Here is a 23176-nt window from a genome sequence, read left to right on the forward strand (position 1 = left end):
CGTTTTGCTTTTAATACACTTTATAAGTTTGGCCGTAGTAAAGTTATGTAAGTAAAGACTTAGATTTAATACCGTAATTTACCTAAACTGAAACCGTTGTATTTGATTTTTTTGACTTTTATTAGATTTATTTGGGAAAATGATAATATTTTTGATAAAGAAGAAAGTATTTTATGCATAGTGGCAAGTATTGGCCACAAACTGGAAAGTAAAATCTTCATTATGGAAAGTAATGCAGAAAAAGAACGATCTGCCGTCAGCAAATCGCTCTTTTTTTCACTTTACATTAATGTGAACAGGCCCCTTAATTCGGACTGGAGGTTCATTTACTGAAATTTCGGTGCGCGGGGGCCGTTTTCCGCCAAAGACGGCACCAACCTGTTTAATCGAGCTTGTTACATTATGAATCATTTCTCCCACATCCTGTGCGGATTCAAGCAGCGGATCGACGGTTTTAATTTTCCCTTTTACATCAACGGTAATCTGGTTAGCTGTATGTATCAGCTGCTCTGCTTCTTCGGTCAGGCCATTTACCGCATTTCTGACTTCAGCAAGCGTCTTGTTTGTTTCATCAAGTGTGACCATCCCTTTTTTTAATGTCCCGACCAGATTGACTGCAAGAAAAATAAATGCGCCTGATGCTCCTGCTACACTCAATTTTATAAGCATTTTTTCACTCCTTTTTACTTTCACTTTATGTTTTTCCGGGAGCGTACATTCCTATATTTAATAGATAGAAATTTAATGGGCAATTACGGTAAACTATTGGTGGTATAGACAAAGAGCATGAGTGACAGAAAGGGATGAACAGATGTTCACGATCAGAAAAGAAACAGCTGCTGACATTGCTGCAATAAAAGAAGTGAATGATGCAGCATTCGGTCAGGAAAATGAAGCAAATTTAATTCATGAAATAAGACAATCTGAGTCCTTTGTGCCAGAGCTGTCATTAGTTGCCGAGAACGAAGAAGGAGAAGTCATTGGACATATTTTGTTCAGTAAAATAATCATCGAAACGGAAAACGGGGAGGTGCCTTCACTAGCCCTTGCACCTATGGCGGTTAAACCAGGGTTTCAGAAAGAGGGCGTAGGTTCTCTGCTGGTACATGCAGGACTGAAACACTGCAGAGAACTGGGTTATTATTCAGTCATCGTTCTTGGACATCCGGAGTTTTATCCTAAGTTTGGTTTTGTTCCTGCAAGCAGCAAAGGAATTAAGCCGCCGTTTGAGGTTTTGGATGAGGTGTTTATGCTGACTGAGTTAAAGCCGGGTGCGCTTGATGAAGCATCAGGTGTTGTCAAGTATCCGCCTGCTTTTATGAATGTGTGATCTTGTCCTGATTTTCAAAATTATCATTATTTAGTGTTGACATAAATTCAGATTACCTTTAAGATAAGAGTATACAAATCGAATAGTTCTCCTAAAGGGGAGTAGCTTTTACAATAGAGTCGTCATTTCGAAGCATTTGCTTCCGGCCCTATTGGCAACCATAACGTTGTTAGCAAGACCTTTACCTATAACGGTAAAGGTCTTTTATTATTTTTCAGATAAAACCTTTGCCGGATCACAGGCAAAGGTTTTTTATTCGAAAAAATGTCATGGAAGGTGAGATGGAAAAAATGAAAAAAGTCAGAGGTTCAATTGAAAAGCTTATTAGAGAAAACAAAGAGGAGCTGCTTAAAGATAAACGCCAGCTCGAAAAAATTGAAATACGCATAGATGATAAATATTCAAAAGGAAATTCATAAAGGGAGGCATGTCCAATGATACTCAGAAAATATATGTCGATTTTAGGAATAGGCTCAGCGCAGATTGATCTTATTCTTCCAAAGGAAGAGTTTCAGCCGGGAGAATGCATAAACGGTTATTTTTTAATTAGAGGCGGTGTCATTGAGCAGCAGCTGAAACGGATTGATTGTGATTTAGTTATGGCAGATTTGACATCACGAACTGAAAAGGTTATAGAAACAGCCAATATCTTAACGTCGAAACAAATTGAGTCAGATGAACAGAACCGGATCGATTTTATTTTCCGATTGCCTGAAGATTTAGCGGCTTCCACTGAAGAGAGGTCGTATTACTTTAATACAAGACTTGTTTTTGATGAAGGTGTAATCAGTAAGGATCAGGATTTTATTACGATAAAGGAGGACTAATTAGATGGAAATGACAATGTTAATGGAATATGGTTGGGTTCTTCTCCTGTTAATTGTGATTGAAGGGCTGCTCGCAGCAGATAATGCCCTTGTGTTAGCCATCATGGTGAAGCATCTTCCTGAAGAGCAAAGAAAGAAAGCCTTATTTTACGGTCTTGCAGGGGCGTTTGTTTTCCGCTTTGGATCCCTGTTCGCCATTTCTTATCTCGTTGATGTATGGCAGGTTCAGGCAATTGGTGCTCTTTACTTATTGTTCATCGCAGCAAATCATATATTGAGAAAGCTTGTTTTTAAGAAAAAAGAAGATGAAGCCAAACCGGCCGACAAGAAAAAGTCCGGATTCTGGACAACAGTGCTTAAAATAGAGCTTGCGGATATTGCCTTTGCAGTTGATTCAATTCTTGCAGCCGTAGCTCTTGCGGTTACCCTTCCAAATACGAGTCTGCCTCAGATTGGCGGTTTGGACGGGGGCAAGTTTCTCGTCATTTTTGCTGGAGGAATCATCGGACTTGTGATCATGCGATTTGCGGCAAACTTCTTTGTGGAGCTGCTTCATAAGAAGCCTGGCCTGGAAATCACAGCCTTCGCAATCGTGGGATGGGTCGGTGTAAAGCTCTTGGTTTACACGCTGTCTCACCCTGAGCTCGCTGTATTGCCTGAAGGATTCGCTGAATCTCCTCTTTGGAAAATCACATTCTATGTTGTCCTTGTTGGAATCGCATTAGCGGGATGGTTTTTATCAAAAGAGAAAAAGGCAATAACACCTGTAGATCAAGTGAAAAATGCATAAAATTGAATCGGTATCTTTTTTGCCATAGCTGGCAAGGGGGATGCCGATTTTTCTTTGACGGAGTGTTGAATCGGGATTCAGGCGAGTTGGAGTCCTGATCCTCTAAGTAAAGAACCTGTACTATAGGCAGCCAGAAAAAGAGCAATTAATACGACTTATAAGAAAATCGCATTCTTGAAAAAGTCGAAAAATTACTAGTTTTTTCCATGAGAAATCGTTTATAGTGAACCTATAACCTATTAAACAAGAAATGGACGAACCTGAATGAAAATAAAGTTACCAATTAGAAAGATTCTTTTCACACTGGTGGGAATAGGCCTTATCTATACTGGATTTTTACATTACAACATCCACAGGTACAGTTCAGAAAAGCCGATTGTAGACGCTGATTATTTAATTGTGCTCGGTGCAAAGGTAAATGGCACGGTTCCGTCGCTTGCCCTGCAATACCGCGCGGATGCAGCAGCAGAGTATTTAATAGAAAATCCAAATACGATTGTGGTTGCTTCAGGGGGACAGGGGCAAGGCGAAGAAATAACGGAAGCAGAGGCCATCAGCAGAATCCTGCAAGATCATGGAATAGAGGAATCCCGTATAATAAAAGAATCAAAGTCTACAAGTACGATAGAAAATTTGACCTTCTCAAAAGCAATGCTTCCTCCAAGTGCGAAAAAAGGTCTCATTGTAACAAATGATTTCCACATCTACCGTTCATGCATGGCTGCAAAAGATCTTGGTCTTGATGCCAAAGGGCTCGCAGCTAAAACGCCAAAAATGGCTATCTTAAAATCATATACAAGAGAATATTTAGCCATCACAAATTACTATGTAAAGAGCCGTTAAAAGGCAAAATAAAAAGAACCATCTTTTCCGTCTCCATGGAAATGGTTCTTGTATTTTTGCTTATATAGCTGCTCTTTTTTTGTTTTTGTTTGTCTAGTGCGCAAATCCTGAAAAACAAATGGGCTTCTTCCAGCCTCCGGATTTCTTTCTCCTTCTCGCAATTTCTTTAATCGCTGTTTTTTTGCCTTAGATTGACTCATACTTAAACACTCCTTGTCATGTATTTCTATCTAGTATACGAGGAAATGCACCTTTTTGTACAGTAAATGGAAAAAACAGACTGTGTCTGCTTCTTAAAGGATGCATTGAATGAAAGGTTTGCTGGCCATTTTTAAAATAGTCGCTGATAAATTTTAATATTGAATGCAAATCAATTAAATGAGGGGCGGAATAAAATTCACTGCTTGCAAATGAAGCAGTGCGTTTTCTTATTTTATATTTCAATATTCAGTATATATGAATAACTCAAAATTGTTTGACTATTAGATTCTATAAAATGTATAATTCTAGAGATGAATATTATATTTAAAAAGTTCTAGTCAGCTGGAATGAATGCCTGCAATCAGAGATAAGGGGGAGCAGCATGATTGTTTTTGACAAGGTAAACAAATATTTTGGTGATTTCCAGGTTTTAAAAAACATTAATTTAACGATAAAAAAGGGAGAAGTGGTCGTGATTATTGGTCCGTCCGGATCCGGTAAGAGCACGATGCTCCGCTGCATCAACCGGCTTGAAACAGTGTCAGAAGGTACATTAACGGTTAACGGCATTGCGGTTAATGACAAGAAAACAGATATTAATAAAGTAAGACGGGAGATCGGCATGGTCTTTCAGCATTTTCACCTGTATCCTCATAAAACCGTTCTTCAAAACATTACTCTTGCTCAAGTCAAGGTTCTTGGAAAATCAGAGGAAGAAGCGAAGAAAACAGCGCTATATTACTTAGACAAGGTTGGAATTCCCGATAAATCAGGTTCTTTTCCTTCCCAGCTTTCAGGCGGACAGCAGCAGCGTGTAGCGATTGCCAGAGGCCTCGCGATGAATCCTGAGATTATGCTATTTGATGAACCAACCTCAGCACTTGATCCTGAAATGATTGGCGAGGTATTGGATGTCATGAAGAATTTGGCGAAAGAGGGCATGACAATGGTAGTGGTTACCCACGAAATGGGATTTGCCAGAGAAGTTGCAGACCGCATCGTGTTTATAGATCAAGGTCAAATTTTAGAAGAGGCGGTACCGGAGGAGTTTTATGCGAATCCTAAAGAAGAAAGGGCACGCTTATTTCTCAGCCGTATTTTAAATCATTAATATAAAAATAGGGGGACATTTTATGTTGAAATCAAAGAGTTTGCTGAAGCTGCTTTTCGTATCCATGCTTGCTGTACTCGTTCTTGCAGCGTGTGGAAAATCGGAGGAAAAAGAAACTGCAAATGCACTTGAAGCTATTAAGAAGGAAGAGAAAATTGTTTTTGGCGTTAAAAACGATACAAGACTATTTGGACTTAAAGACCCAGGCAGCGGTGAGATTGAAGGCTTTGACATTGATATAGCTAAAGAGATTGCAAAGCAAATCGTTGGTGATGAAAAGAACATCGAATTTAAAGAAGTTACCTCTAAAACACGTGTGCCAATGCTTCAAAACGGTCAAATCGATGCGATTATCGCAACGATGACCATTACAGAGGAGCGTAAAAAAGAAGTTGATTTCTCAGACGTTTATTTTGAAGCAGGACAATCCCTTTTAGTTAAAAAAGGCAGCGATATTAAGAGTATAGATGATATAAAAAAAGGTACAAAAGTTCTCGCAGTTAAGGGATCAACATCCACAAAAAATATCCGTGAGAAATCACCTGATGCAGAGGTGCTTGAATACGAAAATTACACGGAAGCATTTACAGCTTTGAAATCAGGTCAAGGGGACGTTTTAACAACAGACAATGCGATTCTCTACGGAATGGCAGCTGAAGACAGCAGCTATGAGGTAGTCGGCGAGCCGTTCACAGATGAGCCATATGGAATTGCCGTTAAAAAAGGAAATGAAGATTTGCTGAAAGAGATCAACGCTGTACTTGAAGAATTAAAATCAAGCGGCAAATATGATGAAATTTATAAAAAATGGATTAAAGAAGATTTATCCAACTAAACAGATCCTCAATCAGGATGAGCAAGTGATGCTCATCCTGATTAGTTAAAGGAGTGAAAGATGTGCTTGATTTCTCTATACTTGTCGACAATATGGACATGTATCTAGAAGGGTTTAAGAACACTGTAATGGCAAGCTTAATTGCTTTGATTGGAAGCTTTTTGCTTGGAACCCTTATTGCTGTTCTTAGGATAGCTCCGCTAAAACCTTTGAATTGGCTGGGAACTGTGTACGTAGAATTCGTCAGAAATATTCCATTGCTGATTATCGCGTTCTTTTTTTATATCGGATTGCCTTCGCTCGGTTTAAGGCTTGATGGGTTTACAGCCGGGACCATTGCACTTGTCATTTATACGGCCTCTTTTATCGCAGAAGCCATTAGGGCTGGGATTTTAGCCGTTCCTAAAGGACAAATGGAGGCAGCCAGATCATCAGGTCTCACTTATAACCAGACGATGAGATTAATTATTTTGCCTCAGGCTATTAAAATTGTAATTCCGCCTCTTGGAAACCAATTCATTAATCTAGTAAAGAATTCCTCAATTCTTAGTGTCGTAGCCGGACTAGATATTATGTATCACGGAGATTTGATTTCGTCTGATACGTTTGTCGTTTTTGATGTATATATATTTGTAGCCATGTTTTATTTGATTCTTACTATTCCTTTAAGTATTGGCGTGGGTTATTTAGAGAAACGCCTTGCAAAGAGTAACTAAAGGAGGGTGAAAAATGGATTTTGCTGGTGCATATACCCCAGATCATCTCATGTTTTTGCTTGACGGGTTCTATATCACATTGAAAGTAGCATTTATTTCAATTATCCTAAGCTTTATCATCGGCGGAATTGTCGGTACATTAAGATATGCAGAAATTCCGGTGCTATCAAAGGCACTAGCTGTAATTGTCGAAACGATCAGGAATTTACCGCTATTATTAATTATCTTTTTTACATATTTCGCCTTGCCTGAGATAGGAATTGATTTGGGGATTACTTTATCTGCAATTGCTGCATTAACCGTGTTTGAATCAGCCATGTTATCAGAGGTCATTCGAAGCGGACTGAAGTCCATTGAAAAAGGGCAGATTGAGGCAGGACGTTCTTCAGGACTCACATATGTTCAAACCTTAAGATACATTGTGATGCCGCAGGCGCTTCGCAGAATGGTGCCGCCCATTGTAAGTCAATTCATTTCATTGTTAAAAGATACATCGCTTGCTGTGGTCATTGCGCTTCCAGAACTGACTCACAATGCACAAATTATTAATGGGCAAAAATCGACTTATATCATCCCTATTTTTATCATGATTGCATTCATGTATTTTGCAGTGAATTACTCGCTTTCGCTGCTGGCCCGCCGACTGGAATTGAAAAGTGCATAATCTTTTATGAATTTCACCTCAAAGCAGAGGCAGCTCTGCTTTGAGGTTTTTTTGCATGCTTTTGTTAGCAGTTAATATCCAATATCTTGTAATTATGAAATCCAGGTTTCTTTTTCACCTTCAATGGGAAATAAACACTCAGCAGGCATTATATTTAATGGAGAGATAAATATGGAGTATTCTGCAAAAGCAGATGCCTAGCAAAAAGCAATTCATGCAAAACATGAAACAAAGCCCTGGATCATACGTTTGGGAAGATTTGGATATATGGCACAAGGCACCGTTTATTTTTTAATCGGGATTCTTGCTCTTTTGGCAGCGCTTGGTCTTGGAGGCAAAATGACAGGAACAAGCGGAATGTTTGAGACGGTTGCAGGCAAGCCCTTTGGAGAGGTTCTTCTTTGGCTTATCGGCATTGGCTTAATTGGTTATGTGATTTGGGAAATTATAAAGGTGATAAAAGATCCGGAGAACAAAGGAACGATGCAAAAGGTTTGTTGACCAGAGCTGGCTACGCAGTAAGTGCAATTATATATGGAGCAATCGCGTTTAAAGCCATCTCCATCGCTATGCATGCAGGTTCCGGAGGCGGATCTGAGAAAACAATCTCTGCTAAGTTACTGGCTCAGCCTTTTGGACAGTGGATAATCGGACTCGTGGGCATTATCATTATTGGATACGGACTTTATGAACTCTACGATGGTTATTCGGAGAGATTTATGAATAAGTTCAGAGTAAGTGAAATGAATCAGCATGAGAGAAAAATTGCAAGAAAATCAGGGAAAATGGGCCTGATCGCCCGCGGTGCTGTTCTTGCAATGATCGGTTATTTCTTTATTCAGACAGCGATTACGGCAATCCCTGAGCAATCAAAAGGAATTGACGGGGCACTTGCAGAACTTGCTTCGAAGCCTTACGGTCTGCTTGGAATTGCTGCAGCGGGACTGATGCTTTATGGCATTTACGTAGTGATTCGCGGACGCTATGAACATATGAGCTTTGGCGGAAAAACTTGAGCAGCCTCCTGGGACACTTGATAAAGAACAGCTGATTAGTAAAAAGGACTGCTGAGGTTCTATTTATTAATTCTTTCATATTTTGCAGCAAACAAGGCGTGTTAAGAATGTCTTGTTTTTTTTGCATCAACTATCCTCAAACAAGAGGAGGGGGAGATTATGTTTTCTTTTTTTAAGAAAAATCCATCCTATATACAACAGAAAAAAGCGGATATGAAAGACGATGACCCTAAGCTTGAGGATCTGCTGAAGCAATGCAAGCTGTCAGCTGACTTTACCTCTTATCGTTATTCACAAAGCAGTCCCTATTATATTCATTACTATAAAACTTTAATAGATATTAATGTTTTACAAAAGCATGTTCTCCCTTTTTTAACCGAAGGACAGAGCAATACGAGTTTATTTGAACTGCAGGAAGTTCTGCCGATTGATAATACAGAAATCATCAGCAAAGTAGACAAAATTCAGGAAAGATTAATGTCCGGTTTTATTGCCATTCAATCCAAAGCTAATATAAATGAAGTGCTCTTGCTACCTGCAATTTCCCTTGAGAAAAGAGAGGTCAGCCTTCCTGAGGTTGAATACAGTGTTGTTGGACCAAAAGAAGCCTTTGTTGAATCCCTGGATGCCAATCTGAACTTAATTCGAAAAAGATTGCCGATCCCCGAACTCATTGCAGAAGAGATTAGGGTAGGCAGGCTTTCTAAAACAAGAATTGCTGTTTTATATATTAAAGGTACTGCGGACGACGAGAACATAAATACCGTTGTAAAAAGAATAAAAGACATCGATTATGACTCGATCCTGGACAGTTCAATGATTGCACAGATTATATCAGATAATAACAATTCGCCATTTCCCCAAATGATTGATACAGAACGGCCTGACAGGGTAGCCGGTGTTCTGTCGGAAGGGAAAATTACGGTTTTAGTTGACGGTTCCCCTCATGCACTGACTGGTCCTACAACGCTGGTAGAATTTTTTTCTGCTTTTGAGGATTATTTTTTATCCTGGCCGATTGCCTCCATTTTCAGGCTTGTCCGGCTATTTGCGGTTTTCTTTTCTGTTATTTCTACTGCCATGTATGTTGGGGTTCTTACCTATCATTACGAAATGATTCCGCAAAAACTGCTGAATCCTCTTGTAGCTTCGAGAAGCGGTGTGCCTTTTCCGCCAATATTAGAGGCAATTATTCTTGAGCTGACAATCGAGCTGCTGAGGGAAGCGGGAGCCAGATTGCCGAATAAGATTGGTCAGACAATCGGTATCGTAGGAGGGATTGTAATAGGAACAGCAGCTGTTCAAGCAGGGCTTACAAGCAACGTACTGCTGATCATCGTGGCACTGGCAGCACTTGCATCCTTTACTACTCCCGTTTATCAAATGGGCAACGTCATCCGCTTAATCCGTTTTCCTTTTCTTTTTGCCGCCAAGCTTTTTGGTCTCATAGGGATTGCCTTTTGTTTTGCTTTTTTTCTGGGGCATTTGCTTAAGCTAACATCCCTGGGAAGGCCATATCTTGCACCAGTCTATCCTCTGAGGCTTATAGATTTAAAAGATTCGCTGTTTAGACTGCCGATGTATATGCAAAATAAACGGCCTCTGCAAATGAAAACAGCCACACCTGATCGTTTTCAGCCGAAGCCTCATAAAAAAGAGAAACGGGATATCGAGGAGTAAAGGAGGTGATCCAATGTTCCCATTGCCTAAAGAAGATAAAAAGGTATCCAATTATTTTGTATTTTATTTGATTCACAAAATGCAAATAGGGGTGGGGATCTTAGGATTTGAGAGGTATATCGCAAAGTCTGCCGGCCACAGCTCCTGGATATCCATTATTACATCCGGCATCATAATTCTTGTTTTGATTTGGTTATCTTACTTAATCCTGAACCGGGGAAAGAATGATATCGTAGCCATCCATCACCAGATTTTCGGAAAATGGATTGGCGGGTTTATCAGTTTTTATTTCATTATTTATTACGCTATGTTTGTCCTTGTGCTGATACGTACGTATGTAGAAGTTATCCAAGTGTGGGTTTTTCCGGATGTCTATCATTGGGTATTCATCGCCATTATTATTCTGATTTGTTATTCATACGTTACAGGGGGATTCAGAATTGTGACCGGGATTGCTTTCCTTGGAGTCATTTATGGATTGCCGTTATTATTAGTTAAATATTTTCCGATAAAAGAGTCTTATTTTGGCAGCCTTCTTCCTGTTTTTGATCTATCGTTCAAAGGAGCTCCTGTCCGCTACAAAAGGAATGACTCTTAATTATCTGGGGTTTGAAGTGCTTTTTATGTTTTATCCGTTTATAAAAGATCCGCCTAAGTCCCAGAAATGGGCTCATTATGCTGTTTTATTCAGCATGTTTCTTTATTTGATAACTGCTCTTGTTTCATTTGCATACTATGATCAGAATCAGCTGAAATCTACAATTTGGGCGACGCTTACTCTATGGAAAATTGTAGACTTGACCATTATTGAGCGGTTTGAATACGTTGGAATTTCGATTTGGTTCTTTGTGGTTTTGCCCAATATGTGTATTGGACTATGGAGCGCAAGCAGGGGAATGCACCGGCTTTTTGCGATGACACAAAGAAATGCACTGCGGGTTATCTGCTTATTCATTTTTATCTTTGCCGTTTTTTTAAAAGACAGAGAACAGATTGATCTGCTCAATACCAATATGTCAGAGATAGGTTTTTATACGATTTACGGCTATATCCCATTGCTGTTTGTTTTGCAGGTCATCATTATGAAGGTGAGGAATAAAAAATGAATGGGTACAAAGCATGCGCACTCCTGCTAGGCATGTGTCTTTTAAGCAGCTGTATTCCTGATTCAAAAGTCCTAGAAGATGTTCAGCTGATTCAGGCAATTGGCTATGATTATATTAGTGATGGAGAATTCCAATTGACTGCCGGTGCGACTTATACTCCGCCAGGAATCCAATCGGAACCGCAAAATGTAGCATTAACAGCTATAGGCCGGACAAGTAAGCATATAAGACAGGAAATTCAGGCACAATCTCCAAGACCCATCGAAATAGGCAGGGTAGGGGTGATTCTATTTGATGAGGAAATGGCTAGAAGCGGAATTGGTGATCACGTTGATAATCTGCAAAGAGACCCAAATATAGGAAGAGACATCAGTTTAGTTGTATCAAAAGGAAAATCAAACGAAATTCTTTCAGCAGACGTCGAACAGCATGAATCTGTTTCACAATTTGTTATTGACCTCGTCACACAAAATATGGAGAGGACGATTCCAAGCATCAATCTGCATCATTTTCTTTTTCAGTACCGGGGTCTTGGGTTTGACCCTTTTTTGCCTCTTATAGAAAAAAAGGATGATCTTATTCAAGTCTCTGGGGTTGCTCTTTTTAACGATGATCACTTAATCGATACCATAGATCTGAAAGAAGGATATATTTTAAAAGTCCTATATGAAAAAATCCGCAAAGGAATCATTGAAATCGATTTAAAAGAAGACAAGGAGGTCAGCATTCAAAATCTTTCCTCCAACACAAAGTTCAAACCTAAAAAAACAATAAACGGGTATAAATTCAATGTCAGCATAAAAATGGATGGAAGTGTCATGGAAGGCGGAGGATTAGATCTTACCCAAAAGAAGTTTATAAAAAAAATTGAAAAGAAAACAGAAAAAATGCTGGAAAAAGAAGCTCTGGCGAAGAGCTAAGACAAGCTGGCTACAAAGATTGGAAGAAGCAATATGGCTCTGTTCAATTTGAGGTAGACGCAGCAGTTCGTCTGATTCAGGCAGGGATTATGGAATGAGGAAAAGACGAATAGATTTCCCTCTCGGATACAGAATAGGTATGTATGTATTAAAATGATAAGAGAGGAATGAATAAAATGGATCAATCAATGAACAATGCAGGATCTGAAAACATGCACACTGGAGCTTTGCAGCCCCAATTAAGCCATGGCGGACATGAGATGTTTGATGTATCTGAAATTTTATCTGGTGCCATCAATACATTAAACTTATATACCATTTTAAAACCGCATGTTAAAGATCCGGAACTTCTGGATATGATGAACCGCCAAGAGCAATTTATGATTACGGAATACAACACGATTGTTGAGTGTTTTCAGTCAGGTATGAAGCCTTCAGTTTCGACGGAAGTCTACAATATGAAGCAGGGAAATGACTTTGTTTATGGCCTTAAACCTTCACAGCCGATGAAGCCGATGAAGATGCCTGAGGAAATAAATGATCAGGTTATTTCAGACCTCATGCTCGGCTCTGTAAAATCAATTGCGTCTTTAAAAGGTATGGCTACGACAGAGGTAGCAAACCCGGTTGTCAGACGAGTTTTGGCTGATACCATTCCAAATTGCATTGAAATGGCTTATGAGATTTCAATTTATCAAAATAAACATCACTATTATCAGGTTCCACAGCTTACAGAAGGCGATATGCAGCAGATGGTGAATTCATATGCTCCTGCACAATCGAATAATCTTCCGAATTGAATAATCTCTGTCAAAAAAAGACCTCTCAATCTTGAGAGGTCTCAGAGTGTAGACAAACCCTATTTTCTAATATCATATTGTTGAAATAGGGTTTTTTCTTTCGTTTTATTCGTATATTTAGATGTCTTTTTGTAAAAAGACCACAATATCTTGTGCCTGACTTTTGGTATAAAAATAGCTGTCGACTTTGTCGACGGCCTGAGACCTCTCAATCTTGAGAGGTCTTTATATTTGAACCATTGCCTTGATTTGAAATATTTTTTACAAACCCTATAAAAAATCGTGTAAAAAGAAAGGTAAGTGTGATTGTTAGAAAACTGATGTTTGAATTCCAGCCTTTATGATATTTAATTAATTTTGAATTTTTTTCAGGGCCAGTCTTCTAAAAGTGTCATTGGAACACTGAAAACGAAAACTTTAGCAAAAATACCTCTGATTGATGAATTCAATGTCAATTGATTGTAATAAACACAGGTTTTCGGAAAAATCAAATAATCAAAAATGACGCTAATATTAAAATACTTCTTGAACAGATTGACTAGATACGAAATATATCGCTGTTTGACGATAAAATAATCTACCAGGGATACAAAATAGCTTTTCAATAAAAAGATGATCAGCCAATCTTTAATTGGCGGTTTTTTAAGTAAGACGAGAAAAGCACTGAAATGCGTGCACCCGCAGGGATTTCTTCTAATCTGCATTTGGTCTTTCGGGGGCAGGCGGCAAACCGGCCTCATTCTTTTTTAAAAGTGTTTCAAGTTCTTCAATGCAAGGCAAAATATTATTTTGAATAATTTGATCAAGTTTGAAGAGAATAACAAACGTACTAATAAAAAATGGAGGTGTTCTCATGAAAAAAAATGTAATGATGATCCTATTTTCAATGGTTATCGCGGTTATGATGTCTGGTGTAAACGTTCAGGCAGAAAATAACAACAATGACAGAAACGATAATATAGGTACAAGAAATGTAAATACAGAAACTGCCGCTGCAGCTGACGATAACGATGATATGGACATGGGATGGATTGGTTTATTAGGTTTAGCAGGGCTGTTAGGTCTTAGAAGAAAAGATAGAGATCGCAGGGATTAAGATAACTGCAGACATACCAAAGCATGCGGCAAAATGCCGCATGCTTTTTCTTTTGTATCTTTAATATCATCAAAATTGATGAATTCAACATTGTTCATTCTTTTTGCCCGCTCTAATCTCAACAGTATCATCACTTTTTACGTTGGCATTTTCAATGCTCCAATACGCAGTAGGTAATACATCTGACATAAACAGCAAGGTTTCATCCTCAAGCTCAACAGATTCAGGGATGACAAACGGCATGAAATTTCCAAACGGCACTCTTAAGTATTCAGCCTGACCGCCCGGGTGATTCCCGTACCTCTCTGTAAATCCAAAGTAACCGCCTGTATCAATTTCCGGATTGGGATTTGAATTATCGCACTGGCTTTCAAGGTCGTGCTTGCAATAGTAGCAGCTTCCGCAGGAAATATTAATTGGGATGACAACTCTGTCGCCTTTTTGAACTTTTGTTACTTCTGATCCGACTTCCTCCACAATCTCCATCGGTTAATGGACAACAACATAGTTTTTTTCAGCAGGAAGGGCTGCTTGGTAAATAGGAAAATCTGATCCGCAAATGGCCGTTGAGGTAATTTTGACAATGATATCGTCCTATTTCTGAAGCACGGCATCCGGAACTTCCTTCACTTCCATTTCCTTCATTCCCTGAAATGTGACAGCTTTCAATTTAACAACCTCCCGTATAGTAATAGTTTTGATATACCCGCTGAAAGATTGAATAAAAATGAAAAAAGGAGAAAATGAGTCTTTCATCTGATTTTTTTATGTGATTTTTTCTCAGTATTTGAGGATTCTTCCTGAAATATAAAAAAGAACAGCGTCCCTTTTAAAAGGACGCTGTTCAAATGGTATTTCATTTCTCGTTTTCATTAGGCTGCTCAACAAGATGCTTCAGCATAGACAGCTTGTTATTCCAGAATTGCTCGTAATAGGAAAGCCATTCATGTAATTCCGCAAGCGGCTCCGGATGAAGCCTGTACCTTTTTTCTCTTCCTGTTTTTCTTCCGCTTACAAGTTCAGCCTCGGAAAGAATGTGAAGATGTTTGGCAATCGCTGTTCGGGTTACTTGAAAATGGCTTGTGATTTCTGAGATCGGCATCTCTTTTTCTGCAAGCAGCTTTAACACTTCTCGTCGCGTTGGGTCAGCAATAGCCTGAAAAACATCATATTTTTGTGCAGAAGATGACACTAGTTTCCAACAACCTCTCCCAGGCGTTCGATAATCTTTATCCAGCCGTGATTCATGCGGTCACGAATGACAGAGGCTTTTTCATTGGCTTTTGGCAGAATTGTGTCTGATTGCTTCCAGCCGCCATGGATAAGGGTAAACTCCGTTTTTCCTTCCATTTCTTTCAATAAGAAAGTGACGATCCAGCCATCTGTATCCCATGTAAATGAAAGACGGTGAGGGGGCTCCAGTTGGATCACTTTACATGGTGACGGGCCGAACGGGGATTGCAAGTGAAATTCATGGCCAACTTCGGGCTGAAAATCATTAGGCATAAACCATGCGGCAATTCCTTCAGAGGTGGAGACGGCATTCCATACTTTTTCAATGGGAGCGTTGTAGACAACGGTCTGTGTAATGTCCGGCAAATTAGTTTGATTCATCATGTATTCTCCTTATCGTAAATATAAAACCATTTGGTTTCGTATTTGATTATATAAAACCATTTGGTTTTATGTCAATGAATTAATATTTTGTTAATTTAATTTATTGAATAGAAATCTGCGTAAACCCCATAGTTTTAGATGTTTCATATAGAACCGCCTCAAATAGTATTATATTAGATAAATTTCAAATGTTAAGAATAGATTGACAATTATCTTCAAACATATGGTAATATAAAAAAGTGGTAATGTTACAATTAAATGACAAAGAGGGGGAAATTTACTAGTGAAAATGAGTAAAAGTTTATTTGTAATGATGCTGCTTGCTCTTATCATGATTATTTCTGCGTGTGGCGGAAACGGTGCAACATCGGGTTCCGGCGGAGGTTCTGGAGATTCAAAGCCGAAAACGCTGCGGATTTTAACAGGCGGAACGGGTGGTACATATTACCCTCTTGGCGGATCGTTTGGAGATATTATTTCTGATAGCACAGATTACAAGGCAACTGTTCAGTCATCAGGAGCTTCAGTAGAAAACATGCAAACCTTAAAAAGCGGAGACGCTGAAATAGCATTCTCTCAGACAGATATTGCGACATATGCTTTAAAAGGGGAGAGTATGTTTAAAGATAACAAGATTGATAACGTACTTGGACTTGGCACGCTATATAACGAAACAGTTCAATTAATCACTACGGAAAAAAGCGGAATTAAATCCGTTGCAGATCTAAAAGGCAAAAAGGTTTCCGTTGGAGCAATCGGTTCAGGAGCTTATTTAAATGCTACTCAGGTTCTTGAAGTTCATGGTTTGACAGTGGATGATATTAAGGCTCAAAACCTGTCATTTGATGAGTCAACAGAAGGAATTCAAGGCGGCAGCATTGATGCGGCATTCGTAACAGCCGGAACACCGACTGCTGCAGTTGAAACCCTTTCAGCTCAAAACGAAGTCGTTGTCGTTCCTCTTGAAGCTGACAAAGTGGAAGAGCTTATCGAAAAATATCCTTTCTACTCAGAGGATGTTATTCCAAGCGGCACGTACAAGATTGGTGAAGACGTTAATACAGTAGCTGTTAAAGCGATGCTTGTTGTTCAAGATGAGCTTGAGGAAGATCTCGTATACGATATCACAAAATCCATTTTTGAAAACACAGATAAAATCGCTCATGCAAAAGGAAAATTGATTAAAGCAGAAACGGCACTAGAAGGAATCGGCGACTTAAAGCTTCATCCTGGTGCAGAGAAATATTTCAAAGAAAAAGGCGTACTGAAATAATGGTTTGAGAGATAGGCCGCAGGGGAACTGCGGTCTATCGCTTGATTTTGGAGGAAATAGGGATGAAGAAAAAGCTATTATTCGTTCCCATGCTTTTCATCGCTTTGATTCTCATCTTTTTTATCCCGTTTAAGAAAACCGTTGCTTTTCATTTTGAAGACACAAGCAAACTATTGGCTTACCTTTCTGTTAATGAAATGGATACTTTTCAGGTAAGGTATACCCATTCCATTCATCTGACAGATGTGGTTGAAACGTATGAACTTTCGAATAAACAGATCAAACAAATTGAGCTTTCATATGACACGTTTGCAGTAGGCATGCCTTCCGGGCCCGAGGGTGAAGAAGTTTTTGAGAGAAAGAATGGACGGTATATCATTTCAAATATGAATCGGACATTTCCGTTTATTGACCTCAGCACAGGACAGGTAGTAGCCAATCATAGAGCAGTATACAAAGGAAAAGAATATGAATTGAAAAAATACATAGAACCCGGTACATGGGTCAGAATCAGCTATGAAACCATGAATCTTTTTCAGCTTTTTAGAGGAGTGAAAATGAATGAAGGATGAAGAAGTAAAATTTTTATCACTTGAAGAACAGCAGGAAATTCTTGAAAAGTACGATCCGGAAGCTGCAACGAGAAAGCTCACAGGAATCATGGGATGGATTGCTTTCCTAGGTTTGCTGTCATTCTCCCTTTTTCAATTGTACACAGCAATTTTTTCTGTTTTTACTGCTCAAATTCAGCGTTCCGTCCATTTAGGATTTGCATTGTCGCTTATTTTTCTATTATTCCCGTTAAGTAAGAAAAAGAAAGAAACCGGCAAGTGGCAAGTTGGCTGGTATGATATCGTGCTTGCTCTTCTCAGTATTGTCGTAGGTGCATATTGGCCGCTTTTTATGGAAGACATCGCAATGCGCGTTGGTATCTTAACAACAACTGACTTTGCAATTGGAATTATTGCGATTCTGCTCGTTCTAGAAGCAACAAGAAGAGCGGTTGGCCTGCCTATTACGATTATTGCCATTATTTTTATGCTTTACGGGATATTTGGACAATATATGCCAGGATTTCTTCAGCATGGGGGCTTGAGTCTTGAACGATTGGTTCAGACGATGTTTTTCACAACAGAAGGTATTTTAGGAACGCCTCTAGGGGTCTCGGCAACATTTATTTTCTTGTTTCTGTTATTCGGTTCCTTCTTAATTCAAACAGGAGTAGGCCAATATTTTAATGATTTATCAGCTGTAATCGCAGGAAAAAGAGTCGGCGGACCGGCTAAAGTTGCTATTTTTTCAAGTGCCCTTCAGGGAACTATCAGCGGAAGCTCAGTTGCGAATGTTGTAACCTCAGGGGCATTCACCATTCCAATGATGAAAAAATTAGGATATAAAAAGGAATTTGCCGGAGCTGTTGAAGCAGCATCTTCAACTGGAGGTCAATTAATGCCGCCAATCATGGGAGCAGCTGCTTTCTTGATGGTCGAGTTTATTGGAAATGGCATCACTTATTGGGACATTGCAAAAGCTGCAGCTATTCCAGCTATCCTTTATTTCACTGGGATCTGGATCATGACACATTTTGAAGCGAAACGATTAGGCTTACGGGGATTAACAGAAGAAGAAATGCCTAACCGTAAAGAAGTGGCGAAGAAAATCTACCTTTTGCTTCCGATTCTAGCGATTATCATCTTGTTAATGACAGGTATTCCAGTCATGCATGCAGCCCTCTATTCTATTTTAATTGCAATAGTAGCAGGTTTTATAAATAAAGAAACTCGAATGGGGCCAAAAGCTATTATTTTAGCATTGGTGGATGGGGCGAGAACTGCTTTGTCTGTAGCGGCGGCAACTGCAGCTGCAGGTATCATTGTTGGAATTGTTACGAAAACAGGACTTGGGTTAACGCTTGCAAATGGGCTAATTGACCTTGCACAAGGCTACATTATACCAACACTGATTTTCACTATGATCGCATCCTTAATTTTGGGAATGGGATCACCAACAACGGCAAACTATGTCATCACATCAACAATAGCAGCACCTGTTATCATATTCATGGGCTATCCGGATTTAGCTGCTCATCTATTTGTTTTCTATTTTGGAATCATTGCAGATATTACACCGCCGGTGGCACTAGCAGCTTTTGCTGCTGCCGGAGTATCCGGAGGAGAGCCTATTCGTACAGGGATACAATCGTCGAAGCTTGCTATCGCAGCATTTATCATTCCATACATCTTTGTCCTTTCCCCAGAAATGCTATTAATTGATACAACCGTTCCAGAAGTCATTTGGGTTGTATTTACAGCTGTGACGGGAATGATTGCAATTGGAGCTGGAATCATAGGCTATTGGATGAGACCTATGAACTGGATAGAACGAGTACTGGCTATCATAGCAGGCTTACTATTAATCTATCCAGAGGGAATTTCAGATGTATTCGGTCTAATTATGTTTGCAGGATTGTTTGCAGCACAGTTCTTTATAAATAGAGATAAAGATCAGAAAATAGTACAGCAGGCATAATAAACTGATGAAGCATGAAAATTAACTTGATGATTTTCATGCTTTTTTTTAAACAGCAAACTCAGACGATATCTAGGTATTTCGTCGATTATTGTCCGGGAAATGAGTCGAATCGAATTCTGGATTTATGGTAAAATATATTCTTTATATTCCAACAATTAATTTTTCATTCACTCTTTGATCATGCTAAATCTTTTCGAATGTTTCCTGCGAGTTAAGGCCCTGAACAACTCCTTGCCTTGAATCGCTTTTTTCAGCGGTGCTTCACCGATAAAACAATATGGATACACATAATCCGAATAGATTTAACCGTCATCTTTATTCCTTCACCATGTGATAAGCACATTGTAGCAGACAAAAAGAAGCGGAGGAGAGCGTGAATAATTTTTATTGACATTGCGCACGCATCCTCATATAATAGAGTTTGTCAGCAACACCTACATACTGCGACTTGTTAGCTCAGTGGGAGAGCACTTCCTTGACAGGGAAGGGGTCGGGGGTTCGAATCCCTCACAGGTCATATACCTATAAACGTTGATATAAAAGGGTTTCCCAAAAAAGGGAGACCCTTTTATTTGTCATTAAAAAGAATTAACTGACCAAATGACTGACCGATTTAATTTCTGACCTTTAAAAAGGCATTTCCAACGTCTGAATCCATTTTTTTAGTGACATGTGTATATAAGTTCATCGTGGTCCCAATATCTTTATGACCAAGTCTTTCTTGGATAGCTTTCATACTAAAACCTTCACTTAACAAATAGGTTACTTGTGATACTGAAGAAGAAATTAACAACTTTTATCAGAAACTTATCAAGGGTGGACAAGCACTTATGCCAATTGGTGATTATGGTTTTAGTCAGAGGTTTGGTTGGCTAAATGATCGGTTTGGAGTATCGTGGCAACTAAATCTTCCTTCGTGAAAGTCTTAAGTGTTTTCATTAAATAAATACTACATTAAAAGCAACAAGGTATTACTCCATCAGGTAATACCTACTTTTAAATTAAAGAGCTTAATTAGTTTTGATTTTGTGAAGTAATGTACTTAAACTAATTGGTGCTTTAGTGCAGAACGATTTGCTGCTTCGGCAGCTTTTTTTGTTGTTCCACTAACGAAGCAGGTTTGTTCATGAAAACACTGAAAGTACATAAGATTAGAAATTCGTTGATGCAACTCAAGCCCTTTTGGCATAACATAGAACAGTTACAAAATAAGGGAGGGGATATTCTGAGTAGTAATATTGAGAATGGTGGGAAAGACTCTAATTCTGTTGATATTTTACAATTATTTGGACAATGGTTAACTACAACAGAAGATGCAATTAGCATTATAGGCCAAGCAATTGCATTAGAAAATGATAAGCTACAACAAATTCAAGACCAAAAAGAGAAAGAACCACTAGAATTGCAACTGCAACAAACCCTACAACAAATGACACAGACGCAAGAAAAAATAAGACTTTTACAAAAACAAAAGAAAATAGAGCTTTATAACAGGATTAACGATTAGGTTTATAGAATGACTGAAATAAGAATAGAATTGATTATATAGGTCCATCTTACTGTTTACTTTACGAACCTATAAATCCTTGTTTATAGTTATGGGGTGAGTTCATGAATAAGAATAAAAGGCTTTACATTCCCCCTCCTTTCCCTCCTACAGCCAACATTAACGGTAATGACTCTAATTCAACCTTAGGTAATTTTGAATATAAGCCACCTAACAATACTGGGGTAATCATAGGTATAATTGGCGGTGCATTGGCTACTGTGGGTGACGCTTTGTCGACTATTGGAACAATCATTCAACTAAATATAGATGTTTCTGCCGACTTTCAATCACAGGTGGATGATTTTAAGTCAGATCAAGAGAAGGATAAGATGCAGGAAGAGATTGATGATCTTAAGGAACAGGTGAAAGAGATTGATGATCTCAAGGAACAGGTGAAACAGCTTGTGAAAATAATTAAGAGTAACCAAAATTAAGAGGTTACTCTCTTTTTATTTATCTTCGCAATTTTGTATGAATTATCCTGAAGTTTGCATATTAACACCAGAAAACAGAATATTCGAAGTTGAGTTTCTTGCAAAACTAGGAAGAATTTTAAAAATCGAAGAAGAAAATGATTTTGATTAATACTACAAATATGAATTTAGGGGTGCGATGTTTAACAAGGCATTGCTTTTTTGTTTGATTAACGAAGAAGATTGTGAAGTATTATACTTAAAGTAACGGGGGCTTATCAGGAATAACTGGTAAGCCTCTTATGAAATAATTGATCTTCCGCAATCAGGCGCTTTAATGGAATTCTGGAAAATTTTTCAATAAGCTAACCGAATGGCTGTTTTTTGCAAGCTAGGTAAATCAAAAAAAGCTAGACCACAATTTCAAATGCTGGTTTCGGTTATGTTCTTATAGATAATGTTAGTGCTATTGAATGTTTTATAAGAAGTTGGGGGCGCATTTAATAATCTTCTTTTTGACCACATTATTGACCACATTTTCGCCGAAAGAGTATGAATATTTACGAATTTGAAAATCATCATTTTGAAGAAATGTTAAGTTGACATATATTTATAGAAGTAAAATGAAAGAACCTGATTTTCCAAGTTAATAATAAAAAGATGTTTGCTTTACTTGGGAAACCAGGTTTTGAAGAAGTTAAAGCAGAGCTTGAGAAACGATTGAAATATGAAGTGAAAAGGAGATGTGCCAATGGCACATCTCCTTTTTTTACGAAAACAGCCAGCTGACAATTGAGATTAGTCCTTTTTCCAATGAAAAACTTCAAAACGGAACCCATTATAATTAAATTGGCGGTTTTTCTTCTTTTAATAAATGACTCCAAAGTTCTTCTTCATATTTATTAAGTATCTTTCCAATATTTAGCGCTACCCTTAATGTTTAGCAATATAACTGACCTGACCAAACTGACCCAAATGCTTTTAATGTTTCATAAAGTAGTAGAATGGTGGTTTGGAAAATGCTGGTACAAATGGATTTGTCATAAATTCTCCTGAACTTACCCAGCTACGCTATTTCCTTGACAGGGAAGGGGTCGGGGGTTCGAATCCCTCACAGGTCATTAGGAAAGAGCCATGAAAACGTTGAGTTATCACAGGGACTTGTTTTAGATAAATACAGATGGGTTGGTGGCAGATTAAATCTTATTTTTGATTTTTTTATAGATTTATGACTTTTCCTTTTTCTTGGGTTGAAATAAATAATCAAATTATTTGCAGCTCCCTATCAGCACTGTCTAAAGCATGACCATATAGATCCATGGTTGTACCGATTTTTGCATGACCTAACCTTGCGCTAATAGTTTTCATATGGACATGGACACCCTGATTAATTAATAATGTAGCAGAGGTGTGCCTTAGTTCATGAAACGTAATCGACGGAAGTCCGAATATCTTTAATTTTTTTCTCCACCATGCAGTAATACTTGATGGATACATAGGTTTACCATCCCATGTAGAAAATAATAAAAATCGCACAAAACCTTCCCATTTATCCCCCAGACATAATCTTTCCTTATTCTTTTGAACCTTATATTGCTTCAATTGTTCCGTTACACTTGGCGATAGCGAGATTATTCGAACCGAAGGAAAAGGGCGCACATGCAGAAGCTTCTAGGCACAGCCAAAATGAAATGAATAAGCTCAACTATTTCTATCAACCTAACTATATTAATCTTTTAGGAAAGCTAACAAAAATGTTGATATTGTCCTTCTATTCATTTGTCTTTTGTCGGTAACGGACATCATAGTTTAATAGGGACAAGGTAATGATCCCCTTGCCCCTTTCATTGACAGTCA

23 protein-coding genes, 1 tRNA gene and 5 pseudogenes are annotated in these 23176 nt (G+C 38.5%); 22 read left to right on the forward strand and 7 right to left on the reverse strand.

The window, feature by feature from the left end:
* Positions 1-276 precede the first annotated feature (276 nt).
* Complete coding sequence (locus LIT25_06330; protein USK34957.1) at positions 277-669, reverse strand: DUF948 domain-containing protein; 393 nt, start codon at positions 667-669, stop codon at positions 277-279.
* Between the two features lie 142 nt (positions 670-811).
* Here LIT25_06330 and LIT25_06335 point away from each other — a divergent pair, with 142 nt between their 5' ends.
* The 5 genes from LIT25_06335 (at position 812) to LIT25_06355 (ending at position 3790) form a co-directional block, all read left to right on the forward strand.
* Entirely contained in the window at positions 812-1330 is a 519-nt protein-coding gene (locus tag LIT25_06335) for an N-acetyltransferase (protein USK34958.1), read from the forward strand.
* A 290-nt stretch (positions 1331-1620) separates the two neighbouring features.
* The gene (locus tag LIT25_06340; GenBank protein ID USK34959.1) at positions 1621-1749 is read left to right on the forward strand and encodes an FbpB family small basic protein; all 129 of its coding nucleotides are present in this window, start codon (positions 1621-1623) and stop codon (positions 1747-1749) included.
* 15 nt (positions 1750-1764) lie between these two features.
* Positions 1765-2157 (forward strand): sporulation protein, encoded by a 393-nt coding sequence (locus tag LIT25_06345; protein ID USK34960.1) that lies wholly within the window; start codon positions 1765-1767, stop codon positions 2155-2157.
* Between the two features lie 4 nt (positions 2158-2161).
* Complete coding sequence (locus LIT25_06350; GenBank protein ID USK34961.1) at positions 2162-2947, forward strand: TerC family protein; 786 nt, start codon at positions 2162-2164, stop codon at positions 2945-2947.
* A gap of 264 nt (positions 2948-3211) precedes the next feature.
* Positions 3212-3790, forward strand: a complete 579-nt coding sequence (locus tag LIT25_06355; protein USK34962.1) for a YdcF family protein — start codon at positions 3212-3214, stop codon at positions 3788-3790.
* On the opposite strand, the gene LIT25_06360 is transcribed toward LIT25_06355, so the two are convergent.
* Positions 3787-3990, reverse strand: coding sequence for a hypothetical protein (locus tag LIT25_06360; GenBank protein ID USK34963.1), 204 nt, complete (start codon positions 3988-3990; stop codon positions 3787-3789). The two genes, LIT25_06355 and LIT25_06360, sit on opposite strands and share 4 nt — an antisense overlap.
* A gap of 383 nt (positions 3991-4373) precedes the next feature.
* On the opposite strand from LIT25_06360, the gene LIT25_06365 reads away from it, so the two are divergent.
* From LIT25_06365 to LIT25_06410, 10 genes and pseudogenes are all read left to right on the forward strand, one after another.
* The gene (locus LIT25_06365) at positions 4374-5102 is read left to right on the forward strand and encodes an amino acid ABC transporter ATP-binding protein (protein ID USK34964.1); all 729 of its coding nucleotides are present in this window, start codon (positions 4374-4376) and stop codon (positions 5100-5102) included.
* A 22-nt stretch (positions 5103-5124) separates the two neighbouring features.
* Positions 5125-5937 carry a transporter substrate-binding domain-containing protein gene (locus LIT25_06370; protein USK34965.1) on the forward strand — a complete coding sequence of 271 codons (813 nt, stop codon included), beginning with the start codon at positions 5125-5127 and terminating at the stop codon, positions 5935-5937.
* Between the two features lie 62 nt (positions 5938-5999).
* Complete coding sequence (locus LIT25_06375; GenBank protein USK34966.1) at positions 6000-6653, forward strand: amino acid ABC transporter permease; 654 nt, start codon at positions 6000-6002, stop codon at positions 6651-6653.
* Positions 6654-6666: 13 nt separating this feature from the next.
* Positions 6667-7317 carry an amino acid ABC transporter permease gene (locus LIT25_06380; protein ID USK34967.1) on the forward strand — a complete coding sequence of 217 codons (651 nt, stop codon included), beginning with the start codon at positions 6667-6669 and terminating at the stop codon, positions 7315-7317.
* 210 nt (positions 7318-7527) lie between these two features.
* Positions 7528-8333: pseudogene (locus LIT25_06385) on the forward strand (DUF1206 domain-containing protein).
* Positions 8334-8492: 159 nt separating this feature from the next.
* A complete protein-coding gene (locus LIT25_06390) occupies positions 8493-10013 on the forward strand; it encodes a spore germination protein (GenBank protein ID USK34968.1) in 1521 nt (506 codons plus the stop codon).
* Between the two features lie 13 nt (positions 10014-10026).
* Positions 10027-11119, forward strand: a pseudogene (locus LIT25_06395) (spore germination protein).
* Positions 11116-12039, forward strand: coding sequence for a Ger(x)C family spore germination protein (locus LIT25_06400; protein ID USK34969.1), 924 nt, complete (start codon positions 11116-11118; stop codon positions 12037-12039). Before LIT25_06395 ends, LIT25_06400 begins: the two are co-directional and overlap by 4 nt.
* A gap of 176 nt (positions 12040-12215) precedes the next feature.
* Positions 12216-12839 (forward strand): spore coat protein, encoded by a 624-nt coding sequence (locus LIT25_06405; protein USK34970.1) that lies wholly within the window; start codon positions 12216-12218, stop codon positions 12837-12839.
* Between the two features lie 853 nt (positions 12840-13692).
* Complete coding sequence (locus LIT25_06410) at positions 13693-13935, forward strand: WGxxGxxG-CTERM domain-containing protein (GenBank protein USK34971.1); 243 nt, start codon at positions 13693-13695, stop codon at positions 13933-13935.
* Between the two features lie 65 nt (positions 13936-14000).
* On the opposite strand, the pseudogene LIT25_06415 reads toward LIT25_06410, so the two are convergent.
* The 3 genes and pseudogenes from LIT25_06415 to LIT25_06425 all read right to left on the reverse strand — a co-directional run bounded on the left by LIT25_06415 (position 14001) and on the right by LIT25_06425 (position 15549).
* A pseudogene (locus LIT25_06415) lies at positions 14001-14604 on the reverse strand (alcohol dehydrogenase catalytic domain-containing protein).
* 187 nt (positions 14605-14791) lie between these two features.
* Positions 14792-15127 carry a metalloregulator ArsR/SmtB family transcription factor gene (locus LIT25_06420; GenBank protein ID USK34972.1) on the reverse strand — a complete coding sequence of 112 codons (336 nt, stop codon included), beginning with the start codon at positions 15125-15127 and terminating at the stop codon, positions 14792-14794.
* A complete protein-coding gene (locus LIT25_06425) occupies positions 15127-15549 on the reverse strand; it encodes an SRPBCC domain-containing protein (protein USK34973.1) in 423 nt (140 codons plus the stop codon). The genes LIT25_06420 and LIT25_06425 overlap by 1 nt, the downstream gene beginning before the upstream one ends.
* Positions 15550-15835: 286 nt before the next feature.
* On the opposite strand from LIT25_06425, the gene LIT25_06430 reads away from it, so the two are divergent.
* From LIT25_06430 to LIT25_06445, 4 genes are all read left to right on the forward strand, one after another.
* A complete protein-coding gene (locus LIT25_06430; protein USK34974.1) occupies positions 15836-16825 on the forward strand; it encodes a TAXI family TRAP transporter solute-binding subunit in 990 nt (329 codons plus the stop codon).
* A 62-nt stretch (positions 16826-16887) separates the two neighbouring features.
* Complete coding sequence (locus tag LIT25_06435; protein USK34975.1) at positions 16888-17397, forward strand: DUF1850 domain-containing protein; 510 nt, start codon at positions 16888-16890, stop codon at positions 17395-17397.
* Entirely contained in the window at positions 17387-19354 is a 1968-nt protein-coding gene (locus tag LIT25_06440) for a TRAP transporter permease (protein ID USK34976.1), read from the forward strand. The genes LIT25_06435 and LIT25_06440 overlap by 11 nt, the downstream gene beginning before the upstream one ends.
* A 448-nt stretch (positions 19355-19802) precedes the next feature.
* Positions 19803-19874: transfer RNA gene (locus tag LIT25_06445), tRNA-Val, on the forward strand.
* A gap of 96 nt (positions 19875-19970) precedes the next feature.
* On the opposite strand, the pseudogene LIT25_06450 reads toward LIT25_06445, so the two are convergent.
* Positions 19971-20102, reverse strand: a pseudogene (locus tag LIT25_06450) (site-specific integrase).
* 16 nt (positions 20103-20118) lie between these two features.
* On the opposite strand from LIT25_06450, the pseudogene LIT25_06455 reads away from it, so the two are divergent.
* From LIT25_06455 to LIT25_06465, 3 genes and pseudogenes are all read left to right on the forward strand, one after another.
* Positions 20119-20277: pseudogene (locus tag LIT25_06455) on the forward strand (VOC family protein).
* A 206-nt stretch (positions 20278-20483) separates the two neighbouring features.
* A complete protein-coding gene (locus LIT25_06460; GenBank protein USK34977.1) occupies positions 20484-20864 on the forward strand; it encodes a hypothetical protein in 381 nt (126 codons plus the stop codon).
* 104 nt (positions 20865-20968) lie between these two features.
* Entirely contained in the window at positions 20969-21340 is a 372-nt protein-coding gene (locus LIT25_06465; protein ID USK34978.1) for a hypothetical protein, read from the forward strand.
* Between the two features lie 1242 nt (positions 21341-22582).
* Here LIT25_06465 and LIT25_06470 read toward each other — a convergent pair.
* The gene (locus LIT25_06470) at positions 22583-22978 is read right to left on the reverse strand and encodes a tyrosine-type recombinase/integrase (protein USK34979.1); all 396 of its coding nucleotides are present in this window, start codon (positions 22976-22978) and stop codon (positions 22583-22585) included.
* Positions 22979-23176 lie beyond the last annotated feature (198 nt).

It is taken from the genome of Bacillus sp. F19 (assembly GCA_023823795.1).
GTDB lineage: Bacteria > Bacillota > Bacilli > Bacillales > Bacillaceae > Bacillus_P.